This is a genomic window from Flavobacterium sp. 90 (genome assembly GCF_004339525.1).
GTDB lineage: Bacteria > Bacteroidota > Bacteroidia > Flavobacteriales > Flavobacteriaceae > Flavobacterium.
In genome coordinates this window covers 2,819,807-2,833,601 of sequence record NZ_SMGE01000001.1, presented here as the reverse complement: position 1 = coordinate 2,833,601, position 13,795 = coordinate 2,819,807, and the positions used below count along the sequence as shown (strand labels likewise).

The following is a 13,795-nucleotide window of genomic DNA, read 5'->3' as shown; positions in this document are numbered from 1 at the left end:
ATTTATCTGTTCCAAATTGGGCTTTCGATAATCATTGGGATTACAACACCAATGATAAAAGCCGACATTACAAGTGCCCAGTCGCGTTTTGAAAAACGAAATACCGTTTGTACTATATATGATATAACCAAAACCACAAAAACGACCACTAATTGTGCTGCTTCGATACCTAGCGCAAATTCTCCTAAAGGTAGTAATTTTGAACTTGGTGAACCTCCTAAAATTGTCTTAAAATAATTTGAGAAACCAAGTCCGTGAATAATCCCGAAAAACAAGGTTACAAAGAACAATAAATTTATACCATCGTTCTTAGATGTTTTCCCTGCTGTAAAAAGATTAAAAACAGCCGTTATTAAAATCGTAATCGGAATTAAGAACTCTACTATATTGACTTTTATAGCAATAATTCCGTAAACCGAAAGCAATAATGCCAGTGTATGACCAATTGTAAAAACAGAAACCAAAAGCAAGATACGTTTCCAGTCTTTAAACAAATAAGGTGTTGTTAATGCGATTAAAAAAAGAACATGATCGTAAGCATGAATATCAAGAACGTGCTTCAATCCTATTTGAAAATAAATCCAAAAATCTGACATAGGGGCAATAATATTAATTGATTAGGGGTTGTAAACTTACGATTTATTTTGAAAAACCAACAAAGTCAACTCTTAAAACCGCAGAGAAAAATAAGTTAAATTTTATGAGAAATTTAAAATGTTAAATTAAAATAAGATTTATCTTTGTTCGATAAAAACCTAATTAATTATGCCATTTTCAGAATTATTTGATAACGAATTCAAACAAAGAAACAGAGGTCATTTCTCTGCAATTGTGCGTGTCGCATTTGCTGACGGAAAAATTAATGACGAAGAGCAAGCTTTTTTAGACAAATTAGCTTCAAGATTAGAAATTTCAGAAGACGAATATAAGGAAATCCTTAAAGATCCGTGGCAACATGCGATAAACCCGCCTTACTTATATGCACAACGTTTAGAGCGTTTGTATGATTTGGCAAGAATGGTTCACGTAGATCATCATTTAGGGGATCAACAAGAAATAATGCTAAGACGTATGGGATTGGCTTTAGGATTCACTCCTGGAAATATTGATTATATCGTAAGAAAAGCATTGTCATTAGTAGACAAAAAAGTAGATTTAGATACTTTCCTTTTCGAAATGGAAAATATGAATAGATAATATTAGTATTCAGTCGTAGTATCAGTTTACAGTGTTGTACCGAAGATTGAAATTTAATTGAATCACTAAAAATAAACCCGACAGTTTTTTAAACTTGTCGGGTTTGTTATTTATAGTTCAGACTGAAAACTGAGACTGCGACGGAATACTAAAAAAACCGAGCACTTACTCAGCTGCCATAAATTCCTCTGCCTTTTCTACCATATTATGACTTCCGCAGAAAAACGGAACTCTTTGATGTAATTCTGTTGGTTGAATTTCCATAATTCTTCCAAATCCGTCTGTTGCTTTTCCTCCTGCTTGTTCTGCAATAAATGCCATTGGATTACATTCATATAACAAACGTAATTTTCCTTTTGGTGCTTTTGAACTTGTTGGATATAAATAAATTCCGCCTTTGATCATATTTCGATGAAAATCTGCTACCAAACTTCCAATATATCTTGAAGTATAAGGTCTGTCTTCTTCTTCGCGCTGACAATATTTAATGTAGTTTTTTACGCCTTGTGGAAAGTGAACATAATTTCCTTCATTCACCGAATAAATATTTCCGTTTTGAGGAAATTTCATATTTGGATGTGAAAGGTAAAATGTACCAATTGCCGGATTTAAAGTAAATCCGTTTACGCCGTGTCCGGTTGTATAAACCAACATAGTCGAAGTTCCATAAATTACATAACCTGCTGCAACTTGATTGATTCCCGGTTGTAAAAAATCCTCGCTTGTTACCGGAGTTCCAATTGGAGTAATTCTTCTAAAAACAGAAAAAATAGTTCCCACAGAAACATTTACATCAATGTTTGAAGATCCGTCCAGCGGGTCCATTAAGATCACGTACTTATTATTATGACTGTTGTCGCTCCCCTGAACAGTAATAAAATCGTCGTTTTCTTCTGAAGCGATACCACAGACAATCTCACGGTTTATTAACGTCTGGATAAATACTTCGTTTGCATACACATCTAATTTTTGTTGGTCTTCGCCCTGAATATTTTGCTCGCCTGCAGCGCCAATAATATCCACTAAACCAGCTTTGTTTACTTTATAGTTTACGACTTTTGCCGCCAAACGTATAGAGTTGATAATTCGGGAAAGCTCCCCCGACGAATACTGAAATGCTTTTTGGTTCTCAATAATAAACTCTCCTAGTGTTTTATTGCGTTCTTCCATTACTATATCGTTGTAGTTTTTGATTATAAGTCACAAATATCGCTTTTTTTGTGAGAATGATTCAAAAATTATTTTGTTAGTTTGTCACTATTGTATATTTGCTAATTAAAAGCTGGAACTATTAAATAAAAAAATACTTTTTTAGCCAATAAACGCTTAATAATAAGAATATACGAATTGCTGTTACAAGAAATTTCTCAAACAATTTTTTAAAATAAAAGTGGTAATCGTATATTTAGGGTTAAAATAAAAGGAACAAAATATGAATATTAGAAAAGGAAATCCCGAAGACATGAAATCGGTTTTAGGATTAATACAGGAGTTAGCAATATTCGAAAAAGAACCTGATGCAGTTGTAATAAATGAGGAAGATTTGGTTCGTGACGGTTTTGGAGAAAAACCATTATTTCATGTTTTTGTAGCAGAAATTGAAAATGACGAACAACAGAAAGAAATTGTTGGAATGGCATTATATTATTACCGATATTCAACCTGGAAAGGAAAAACAATACACCTTGAAGATTTAGTTGTTAAGGAAAAAATGCGCGGTACAGGATTGGGATCCGCACTTTATTCTGCGATTATGAAACAAGGAAAAGAAGACAATGTTCGAAGAATTGATTGGAATGTTCTCGATTGGAATACTCCGGCAGTTAAATTCTATGAGAATTCAGGCGCAAAGATTCTTGAAGAATGGAGAGTTGTACAAATGGACGAAGCAGGAATTAATACGTTTTTAGAAAAATAAAAAAATGTTTTGCCACGAATTTCACGAATTTTCACTAATTAATTCGTGCTAATTAGTGAAATTCGTGGCAAAAAAAATCAGTGAAAATCATTTTATCCCGATAGCTATCGGGAGTGGCAGAAAAATATTCTGTAACTAAAAAATAAAAAAATTACCCGATTTCTTTTCAAACCCCGAATCTGAAATCTAAAATCTAAAATTAAAAATGAGAGTATTTAAATTTGGTGGAGCATCAGTTAAAGATGCCGATGGAATTAAAAACGTATATGACGTTTTACAAAAAGTAGGTTACGAAGATGTGATTTTGGTGGTTTCGGCTATGGGAAAAACCACAAATGCTCTTGAAGTTGTTATCAAGAATTATTTTGATAAATCTGAAGAGTTAAATTCATCTGTACAGGATATAAAGAAATATCACAATCAAATCTTACTTGATTTGTTCGAAGATGAAAAACATGCTGTTTTTGCTGCTGTAACTGCACAATTTTCAGAGTTAGAATACTTTTTGGCACATAATAAATCTCCTAATTACAATTTTGTTTACGATCAGATTGTGAGTTTTGGAGAATTGATTTCGACTACGATCTTAAGTCACTTCATGAATTTTATGGGAATCCAAACGCAATGGCTGGATGTTCGTAATTTCATTAAAACAAATGCAAACTACAGAGATGCCGAAGTTGATTGGGAAACAACCCAACAATTGATCAGTAAAAATGTTCCGAGAAAAATATTAAATATTACTCAGGGATTTTTGGGTGCTGACGAGAACAATTTCACCACAACTTTAGGCCGTGAAGGTTCTGATTATACTGCAGGAATTTTTGCTTATTGCTTAAATGCAGAAAGCGTAACAATCTGGAAAGATGTTCCCGGAGTTATGAATGCCGATCCTCGTTATTTTGAAAATGCAAGTTTGTTAAATCAAATTTCGTATCGTGAAGCGATTGAATTAGCATTTTACGGCGCAACGGTTATTCACCCAAAAACATTACAGCCATTACAGAAAAAAGAAATTCCGTTATACGTAAAATCTTTCATCAACCCATTATTAAAAGGAACTTGTGTTTCTAAAGGTGTTGATTTGGAGCCACAATATCCTTGTTTTATTGTGAAAAGAAACCAACTTTTGATTTCGCTTTCATCAATTGATTTCTCTTTTATAATGGAAGAAAATATCAGTGAGATTTTTGCTTTATTCCATGAATTCAAAATTAAAGTAAACCTGATTCAGAATTCTGCTATTAGTTTTTCTGTTTGTGTAGAGGATAAATTTGAAAATTTCAATGATTTGAATTCGATACTTTCGAAAAAATTCAAAGTAGATTATAGCGAGAATGTAACTTTATATACCATTCGTCACTTTACAGAACAAGCGGCGGAAACCGTAGAAGACAATAAAGAAGTTTTACTAAAACAAGTGAGTAGAGAAACGATGCAAATTGTAACTAAAGAACTTAACTAGTTTCTTTATAAGTTAATTATATTAATTCAATATATTTCCTAAAAAGGCTTTACGTGATTGTAAAGCCTTTTTTAGTTGAAGCCATTGTCTAAATACTTAAAGTACTTTCTCTAAATTTCTTTATCATTAAAGGAATACTTAAGTAATTGAACGTGCCAATTCAATAATAAAACTAAAATATCCCTCACAACATTTCCCAATTATAAATACTACTTTTGGCTTTTTAGAGTTAAAGTCTTTATGCTGAAAAAATTACTATTTGTAACGTTGCTTATTTGGTTTTCGGGTCTTCAGGCTCAGGAAACGGAATCATCGTACAAAACCAAAAAAGTAATTGCAACCCGCGACACTATTCATCTGGAAGATTTCAGTATTAATTCGAGTTATTTTAAGATATTGAATACTAAAAATGAAGTTTTAGATTCGACTTTTTATAAGATAAATTTCCAGAAAGGAACTTTACTTCTCAACGAAAAACTGTCTTCGACTTCTGACACTTTAATTGTCAATTACTTAAAATATCCTGATTTTATTACTAAAGAATACAGCCTTTACAAATCAAGCCAAATTGTTACAAATGATATTGGTTCTGAGAAATTGTACAAAATTGACAATCCGTCTGCTAAAAAAGTAACTCCGTTTGACGGTCTGAATACTTCCGGAAGTATCACTCGCGGTGTAACGGTTGGAAACAATCAAAATACGGTTCTAAACTCTAATCTGGATTTGCAAATTACCGGAAAAATATCCGATAAGGTTAGTTTACGAGCTTCACTTCAGGACAATAATATTCCGTTACAGGATGGCGGTTATTCTCAGAAACTGGATCAGTTTGACAATATTTTCATGGAACTTTTTAGCGACGACTGGAACATTCGGGCGGGAGATGTTTTCTTAGAAAACAGAAAAACTCAGTTTTTAAGTTTCAATAAAAAGGTTCAGGGAATCTCAGCAAGTTTTGATTTTGATACTGGCAAAAGTAAAACTAACGTCTTTGCCTCTGTTGCATTTGCAAAAGGTCAATATGCCAAAAGCACTTTTACAGGTCAGGAAGGAAATCAGGGACCTTATAAATTAAAAGGTCAAAATGGCGAATTGTATGTTCTGGTAATTTCAGGTTCTGAACGTGTTTACGTAAATGGTGTTTTGCTAAAACGTGGCGAAAACAACGATTATGTGATCGATTATAATGCGGGTGAAATTACTTTTACTTCACTTTTTACGATTACCTCTGAAATGCGAATCAATATCGAATACCAATATTCAGATCGAAATTACAACCGAATTGTAACGTATGCCGGAGCCACGCACGAAAACAAAAACTGGAGTTTTGGCGGTTATTTATATTCGGAAAATGACATGAAAAATCAGCCTTTACAACAAAATCTTTCTACAGAACAAGTTCAGATTTTAAGTCAGGCGGGTGACGATCCAAATTTAATGAAAGCGCCTTCTGCTTATGAAGATTCTTATGCCGATAATAAAATTTTGTATAAAAAAATCCTCATAAATTCTGTTGAAGCTTATGAATATTCTAAAGATGCGACTGCAGTTTTATACAATGTAAAGTTTAGTCTTGTGGGCAATAATTCCGGAAATTATATCATTCAGAATAATAATTCGGTCGAACGTATTTATGAATATGTTGCGCCGGTTAATGGCATTTTACAAGGAAATTATGAACCTATTGTACAATTGGTTGCGCCAATAAAATTGCAAGTAGCTACTTTTTTGGGGAAATACAATCCTGACGAAAAAACCTCAGTTGACTTTGAAGTCGCGATAAGCAACAATGATAAAAACTTATTTTCGAACATTGATGACGGTGATAATAGCGGACTTGCTCTGAAAACAAATATCAAAAAACGTCTTTTTACCAGAAACTGGACTTTGGACGCTTTTGCAAATTATCAATTTGTGCAGGAAGATTTTAGATCAGTCGAACGTTTGTATAATATCGAATTTAACCGCGATTGGAATTTAACCGGGACTCTTTTAGGCAATCAAAGTTTATTGGTTACGGGTTTAAATTTTAATTTATTTGCAAAACAACAAACAACAAACATTGGTTTATTCACGTATCAATTTGAGAAATTAGATTATTCCGAAAGTTATTCGGGAGGGAGACATACTACAACTGCTCTTTTTAAACTGAAACAATGGACAATCGAAAATCAGGGAAGTTTTCTAAACTCAGATGCTACGGCTTCGACTTCGAAATTTATTCGAAATCAAACCAGAACTAAATATCATTTTGGCAAAAACTGGGTTGGTGCCAGTTTACAAATCGAAGACAATCAGCAACGAGATAAAGTAACAAATCAGTTTTCGGCTTTAAGCCAAAGATTCTCAGAATACGGTGCATTTGTTGGTCGCGGTGATAGTACTAAAGTTTTTGTAGAAATAGGATATTTGCAACGCCGAAATGATAGTTTGCAAAATGGTTTATTGCAACATGTGAACAATTCGCAAACCTATTTTTTAAAGTCAAAATTGATTCAGAATAAAAAAACAGATTTAGCAGTTTATGCCAGTTATAGAAATTTAGATTTTACAGATTCAGCCCGAAAAAATGAACCTTCTTTGAACTCACGAATACTTTACAACGATCGTTTTTTTAATCAGTTAATGCAAATTGGTTCAACTTACGAAACCAGTTCCGGAACTATTGCGCAACAAGAATTTACCTATATCGAAGTTCCAACCGGTCAGGGAGTTTATACCTGGAATGATTATAATGGCGATGGTGTTCAGCAATTGGAAGAGTTTGAAATTGCCGCTTTCGCAGATCAGGCGCGATACATTAGAATCTTTTTACCGAATCAGATTTACATAAAAACCAATCAGAATAAATTTTCACAATCTGTTGCTTTGAATCCATTGCAATGGCAAAACGAAACGGGTTACAAAAAAATACTTTCTTATTTTTACAATCAGACTTCCTTTATTATGGATCGAAAAGTAAAAAGCCAGGGTGAACGTTTAGAATTGAATCCGTTTAATTCATCCGAAGAAAATATTCTTGGATTAAATTCGAGCTTTAGAAACAGTTTATATTACAATCGAGGGAAACAAAAGAATTCTGTAACGTATACTTATCTTATTAATAAAGGTAAAAATCTACTTTCGATTGGTTCGCAGACTGTCAAAAATAGTTCGCATCAATTGCAATACACACATTTGTATCAAAAAAGCTGGTTGTTTAATTTCTTTACCAAAACAATTAAAACCAATTTGGTTTCGGAAGATTTTGTCGAAAAAAATTACGACTTAAAAGGATATCAAGTGGCGCCGAAAGTCAGTTATTTATTTTCGAAAAATACGAGTTTAGATTTCTTTTATGAATTTCAAAACAAAGAAAACAAAATAGGGAATTTTGAAACGCTTGTTCAAAACAGACTCGGAACTTCTTTTTCTTTTGCCGGCGAAAAGAAGATAACGCTGAATGGAGAGTTTTCTTTTTACCAAAATAAATTTACCGGAAACGAATTTTCATCTGTTGGATTCCAAATGCTCGAAGGGCTTCAGGCTGGACAAAATTTAGTCTGGAAGCTGTTATTACAGAAGAATATAACGCAATTTTTGGATGTCAATTTAAACTATCAGGGGCGAAAAAGTGAGACAGGTTCAACGGTTCATACGGGAAACATTCAGTTGCGTGCATATTTTTAACAGTTAACGAAAAACATTGCAATAAATTGATTAATTTTAATTGAAATTTAAATTTTAAATCATATGAAAAAATTATTATTACTCTGTTTTCTAGTTGTTTTCTCATCTAATTTTTATGCTCAGGAAACAGCTAAAACTACAAAGAGCAAAACGGAAGCTTCTGCTAAAAAAGCAAAATCCAGCGCCGATAAAGCAACTTCGGACGCAAAAAAAGAAGCTAAAAAATCTAAAGCAGCAGCAGATGACGCTACTTCGGCATCAACAAAAGCAAAAAAAGAAACTGCTAAATCTAAAAAAGCTGCTACCGACGCTGCTAATGATGCTTCTGCAACAGCTAAAAAAGAAACAGCTAAAGCTAAAAAAGCAAGTGCTGATGCTACTGACGCTTCTGCGAAAGCAAAAAAAGCAACTTCAAAAGCTGAATCTGATGCAACTAAAACCGCAGCAAAAGCAGACGCAGCAAGTAAAAAGGCAACAAAAGATGCAACATCAGCTAAAACAAGTGCTTCTAAAACATTAAAAGAAACGAATGAAAAAGCTCCAAAAGTAGCTGATAAAGTTACCGGAGAATACAATGGAAAAAAAGTGTACACGGGACCAAAAGGTGGTAGATACTACATTAACTCTAATGGAAACAAAACTTATATTCAGGATAAATAATAATTTCACACCCATATATAAGAAGGAACTACATAATGTAGTTCCTTTTTTTATGCAAAAAAGCTTCCTGACATCAATTTAGTCGTTAACATACAAATAACCTTACGTCAGAAATTGAACTATTTTTAGACTTTTTTGTCCGAAAACGCCTTTTAAACCTGAATATAGAGTTTAATAATTTAGTAATACGCCTGAAATATCATAGAAAACATATTTCTTTATCTTCGTTTTTAAAAAGCGTTAAACTATGAGCATTGACTATTCTGCGAACAAAACAATTTTAGTTGCTCCATTAAACTGGGGATTAGGCCATGCTGCAAGATGCATCCCAATTATCAAAGCGCTTCAAGAAAACAATTATATCCCAATAATCGCTTCTGATGGAGTTGCACTAGCTTTGTTACGCAAAGAATTTCCTTATGTACAAACATTGGAATTACCTTCTTATCATATTGAATATGCAAAGAATGGTAAAAATTTTAAGTGGAAACTGATTAAGAATTTACCTAAGATGATTGTCGCTATTCTTGATGAAAAAAAAGTAGTGAACAGTTGGATAAAAAAACATGGGATTGACGGTATTATTTCTGACAATAGATTAGGGGTTTTTAGTAAAAAAGTACCTTCTATATTTATGACGCATCAATTGAATGTGATGACGGGAAATACAACTTGGTTTACGAGTAAATGCCATCAACATATTATAAAAAAATACGCAGAATGCTGGGTTCCGGATACTAATGAGAAAGTCAATTTGACGGGTGATCTTGGTCATCTTAAAACAAATGATCTGAACCTAAAGTATATTGGTCCGTTGAGCAGAATGCGCAAAAAAGACATTCCGAAGACTTATGATTTGATGATCATTTTGTCAGGACCGGAACCGCAACGAACTTTTCTGGATGAGAAACTTCAAAAAGAAATTGTAAACTACAAAGGTAAGGTTGTATTTGTACAAGGTATTGTTGAGAAAACACAAAACAAATGGCAAAACGGAAATGTTACGTATTACAATTTCATGAATTCTAAGCAATTGGAACAAACCTTTAACGAAAGTGAGTTTGTTTTATGCCGCTCAGGTTACACAACTGTGATGGATTTGGCAAAATTGGGCAAAAAAGCCTTTTTTATTCCTACTCCGGGACAATATGAACAAGAATATCTGGCGATAAAACTTCAGGAAGAGAATTTGGTACCGTATGCAATGCAAGACGACTTTACCATTGAAGATCTTTCAAAAGTAAAGTCGTTTAAAGGTTTAACCCAATTCAATGAAGATATTGACTGGGATAATTTATTCTCTATATTCGAGGATAAAAATTAGAAATTAAACTGAGCCTGAAGTCTCAATAAATTTCCTTGTTGTCTGTTGATTAGCAATGCACTGTCTTCGAATGTACGGTCAGCAATTACATATTCAGCTGTAAGTTCGAAGGCTTTGATTGGTTGCCATTCTATACCAATTTCATAGTCTCTAACTACATAACTACGAGCATCTTTCTCATATTTTTTTCCTCCATCATAGTATTGAAACTTTGCAAAAGGATATATATGTTGTTTTTTAATGTCTAATTTGTAATTCAATAATACATAACCTCCATCTAAATCAGTATCATCTACTGTGTTGGTCAATGTATTATAACGTGGTCCTCTTCCAATATTATATTCTGTCTGGATTCCAAAAGGTCTTGGATACAAAACAAATGTTGCTCCTACTCTTTGATCTTTTACATATTGCGGATCGTTTACTTTAACTCCTGGTGAAATTTCTCCCGTAAAAGCCCATTTTCCAGTATAAGCCTGAATTCCAGGTTCAATAATCTGACTTCCAATTACGAATGGATAGGTTACTCTGGCAACAACATTCAAATCTCTGTTTCCGTCTAGTTTATTGGCAATTTGACCGTTGTAAACTCCAAAAGCAAAAACACCAAAATCGCCCGAACCTTTGTAACCGTCTTTTACTAACATTGCAAAACGTTCTCTGATTTCGGCTGGTGCCCAATAAAAGAAAATTCCTAAATCACGCTCATTTAATATGGCGCTATTCATAGCATCATTTCTGTCTAAAGCCAAACGTTGTGAACTCGATTGCATGTTTTCGAAACCATAAGGGATTTTACTTTGCCCAACACGAACACGATATTCTCTCTTTTTATCAAATGAAAGATCAAAATACAAGTCTCGAATCTGAACGAAATTCTGAATTCCAGTACTTGGAGAACTAGCAAAGTCAGGCTGAAAATAGAAAAACACATTTGGATGAACTTGTCCTGAAAACACTAAACGTGCACGTCTTATAAATAATCCGTTGTTTGCTTTTGCATCCGGATCTGTAGAAGTTGTTCCCCATGATTTATCACATTGCTCACAAGACACTTTATCATTTGTAGAAAACAAACCATTGTATCTTATTTGCGCATAACCTCTCAAAGAGATTCTGTCGTACCAGTGTTCTTCTACTCCTCCTCCAGATTTGGTCTCCGGAAGTTTTGCCTTATTAATAGAATCTAAAATACGCATTACTTCGTTTTTTACATCCTGTTTATTCAAATCCTGTGCACTTACAACGCCAGATATTAGCAATAAAACGGCAACTAATTTTCTTTTTATCATCTTTTCTCTAATTCCCTTAATTTCAAGGTGCAAAGATGTGTCACCTATGTTAAGAAATCATTAACAAGATGTTACTATAATAAAAATTTATTGTTACGGATTCTCAGCCAATGTTTAACTAATGTTAAAACACCCTGTTTTACTGTACTCCGCAGAAAGTAGCTTACAATTATTTAACTTCAGCTTTTATTGTTTTATTTGCTTTTTCAAGCGTAAAAGAGAACTCAGAACCTATTCCGAACTCACTTTCTACATAAACCTTCTCTTTATGAGCTTCAATAATATGTTTTACGATCGCCAATCCCAAACCGGAACCTCCTTCAGAACGAGTTCCGCTTTTGTCAACTCTGTAAAAACGTTCAAAAAGTCTTGGAATATTTTGTTTTTCAACTCCTTCTCCATTATCACTAATTCTGATTAAGACTTTTTTCTTAGTTAAATTGACAACGCCAACTTCGGTCAGACCGCCATCTTTTCCATATTTAATAGAGTTCACGATAAGATTTTCCAAAACTTGTTGAATTCTGTCCTGATCCCCTCGAACAATTACTGACTGAACGTTTTTGCTTTCAAAGGCCAATTTGATTTTCTTTTTATCAGCTTTCATTTCTAATAAATCGAAAACATTCTGAATAAGATCCACGATATTAAAATCAGTAAAATTCAAATCTAAATCTCCTGATTCTAATTTGGTTATCATATCCAAATCTTCTACTATATATATAAGACGCTCTACTCCTTTTTCGGCACGTTTTAAATATTTCTTTCTGATATTCTTGTCGTCCATTGCACCATCAAGCAATGTCGAAACATAACCCTGAACAGTAAACAACGGTGTTTTAAGTTCGTGCGAAACGTTTCCTAAAAACTCTCTTCGGTATTGCTCGCGAATTTCAAGCATTTCGATTTCAAGTTTTTTATCAGTTGCAAACTTCTTTACTTCACGCGAAAGCGTTTCCATATCTGTAGTTATCGGCTGATTGATAAGTGTTGTAGATTCTAACAAAGAAACCTCATCGTATATTTTTTTTACTCTTCTGTAAATAAAGCGCTCTACACGATATTGCAAAACTAAAAACGCGAATATATAAATTGATATAATAAAAATTATTCCAAATGCAACCTGATGTTTTAGTTGATTTTTATAGAATAATGACATTAACATCAGTACAAATCCTGTTGCAAATAGACTTATATATAATGCCGATTTGATAGCAAATTTGTATGTTTTTTTAAAATTAATTTTCATTGAAATTATTTAACCATTAAGAGATTATTTTTTTCACCATATAAGTGATATAAGTTCATTTTACTTTTGACTATAAATGACTTAGCACATATAAACTTTATGCTTATATGTGCTAAATATACTAATTTTTAAAAATTTCGAACAACAAATAAAATGAACTTATATCACTTATATGGTTCTAATTTTTATAGGATGTTTTTAAAACAATTTGAATCCGTTTAATCTTATCTAAAATTCCGCACTTATAAAGCCTTAGCGTATTAGCACCACAGAATCTCAGTATCTTAAAAAATTAGACTTCAAATTTATAACCAACTCCTTTGATGGTTTTAAAAAGATCTTCTCCTATTTTTTCACGTAGTTTTCGAATATGAACATCTATTGTTCTTCCTCCAACTACTACTTCATTACCCCAAACTTTATCCAGGATTTCGTCTCTCTTGAAAACTTTCCCTGGTTTTGAAGCTAATAGATAAAATAATTCGAATTCTTTTCTTGGTAAAGCAATTTCTACATTGCCTTTTATGATCTTATATTCTTCTCGATTAATCTCGATTCCGCCAACGTTTAAAGTGTCGCTGACTACTTCTTGTTCTTTTAACCTTCTTAACAAAGCCTTTACTTTGCTGACCAATAATTTTGGTTTTATTGGCTTGGTGATATAGTCATCTGCACCTGCATCAAAACCAGCAACTTGTGAGTAATCTTCGCTTCTCGCTGTTAGGAATGTTATGATAACATTATTTAATTCAGGAATTTTTCTAATGTGTTCGCAAGCTTCCATTCCGTCCATTTCAGCCATCATTACGTCCATAATAATCAAGTCCGGCAATTCTTTCTGAGCTTTTGCTATAGCTTCTTTTCCATTTGAAGCTGTTACAATCTGGTAGCCTTCCTGAGCAAGGTTATAGCCAACGATTTCTAAGATATCTGGTTCATCGTCAACTAATAAAATCTTGGTTTGTGTTTTTTTCATAAATAGCAAAAATTGAGATTCTTACATCAAATTTTCTTTATT

The 13,795-nt window shown here is 33.1% G+C and carries 11 protein-coding genes; 6 read left to right on the top strand and 5 right to left on the bottom strand.

The window, feature by feature from the left end; all coding sequences use genetic code 11:
- Positions 1-2 precede the first annotated feature (2 nt).
- Positions 3-596: a HupE/UreJ family protein gene (locus C8C83_RS11465; RefSeq protein ID WP_121328703.1), complete on the bottom strand. Its 594-nt coding sequence runs from the start codon at positions 594-596 to the stop codon at positions 3-5.
- A 169-nt stretch (positions 597-765) separates the two neighbouring features.
- Here C8C83_RS11465 and C8C83_RS11460 point away from each other — a divergent pair, with 169 nt between their 5' ends.
- A complete protein-coding gene (locus tag C8C83_RS11460; protein WP_099709691.1) occupies positions 766-1,197 on the top strand; it encodes a TerB family tellurite resistance protein in 432 nt (143 codons plus the stop codon).
- Positions 1,198-1,362: 165 nt separating this feature from the next.
- On the opposite strand, the gene fbp is transcribed toward C8C83_RS11460, so the two are convergent.
- Complete coding sequence (fbp, locus tag C8C83_RS11455; protein ID WP_121328702.1) at positions 1,363-2,367, bottom strand: class 1 fructose-bisphosphatase; 1,005 nt, start codon at positions 2,365-2,367, stop codon at positions 1,363-1,365.
- A 262-nt stretch (positions 2,368-2,629) separates the two neighbouring features.
- Here fbp and C8C83_RS11450 point away from each other — a divergent pair, with 262 nt between their 5' ends.
- From C8C83_RS11450 to C8C83_RS11430, 5 genes are all read left to right on the top strand, one after another.
- Positions 2,630-3,115: a GNAT family N-acetyltransferase gene (locus C8C83_RS11450; protein WP_121328701.1), complete on the top strand. Its 486-nt coding sequence runs from the start codon at positions 2,630-2,632 to the stop codon at positions 3,113-3,115.
- Positions 3,116-3,320: 205 nt separating this feature from the next.
- A complete protein-coding gene (locus C8C83_RS11445) occupies positions 3,321-4,580 on the top strand; it encodes an aspartate kinase (protein WP_121328700.1) in 1,260 nt (419 codons plus the stop codon).
- Positions 4,581-4,820: 240 nt separating this feature from the next.
- A complete protein-coding gene (locus tag C8C83_RS11440) occupies positions 4,821-8,252 on the top strand; it encodes a hypothetical protein (protein WP_121328699.1) in 3,432 nt (1,143 codons plus the stop codon).
- A gap of 63 nt (positions 8,253-8,315) precedes the next feature.
- Positions 8,316-8,912 (top strand): hypothetical protein, encoded by a 597-nt coding sequence (locus C8C83_RS11435; protein ID WP_121328698.1) that lies wholly within the window; start codon positions 8,316-8,318, stop codon positions 8,910-8,912.
- A 247-nt stretch (positions 8,913-9,159) separates the two neighbouring features.
- Complete coding sequence (locus tag C8C83_RS11430; protein WP_121328697.1) at positions 9,160-10,236, top strand: glycosyltransferase; 1,077 nt, start codon at positions 9,160-9,162, stop codon at positions 10,234-10,236.
- Here the strand turns inward: C8C83_RS11430 and C8C83_RS11425 are convergent.
- From C8C83_RS11425 to C8C83_RS11415, 3 genes are all read right to left on the bottom strand, one after another.
- Positions 10,233-11,528: a porin gene (locus C8C83_RS11425; protein ID WP_121328696.1), complete on the bottom strand. Its 1,296-nt coding sequence runs from the start codon at positions 11,526-11,528 to the stop codon at positions 10,233-10,235. The two genes, C8C83_RS11430 and C8C83_RS11425, sit on opposite strands and share 4 nt — an antisense overlap.
- Before the next feature lie 169 nt (positions 11,529-11,697).
- Positions 11,698-12,777, bottom strand: a complete 1,080-nt coding sequence (locus C8C83_RS11420; RefSeq protein WP_099709700.1) for an ATP-binding protein — start codon at positions 12,775-12,777, stop codon at positions 11,698-11,700.
- 292 nt (positions 12,778-13,069) lie between these two features.
- Positions 13,070-13,753: a response regulator transcription factor gene (locus C8C83_RS11415; RefSeq protein ID WP_041518469.1), complete on the bottom strand. Its 684-nt coding sequence runs from the start codon at positions 13,751-13,753 to the stop codon at positions 13,070-13,072.
- Positions 13,754-13,795 lie beyond the last annotated feature (42 nt).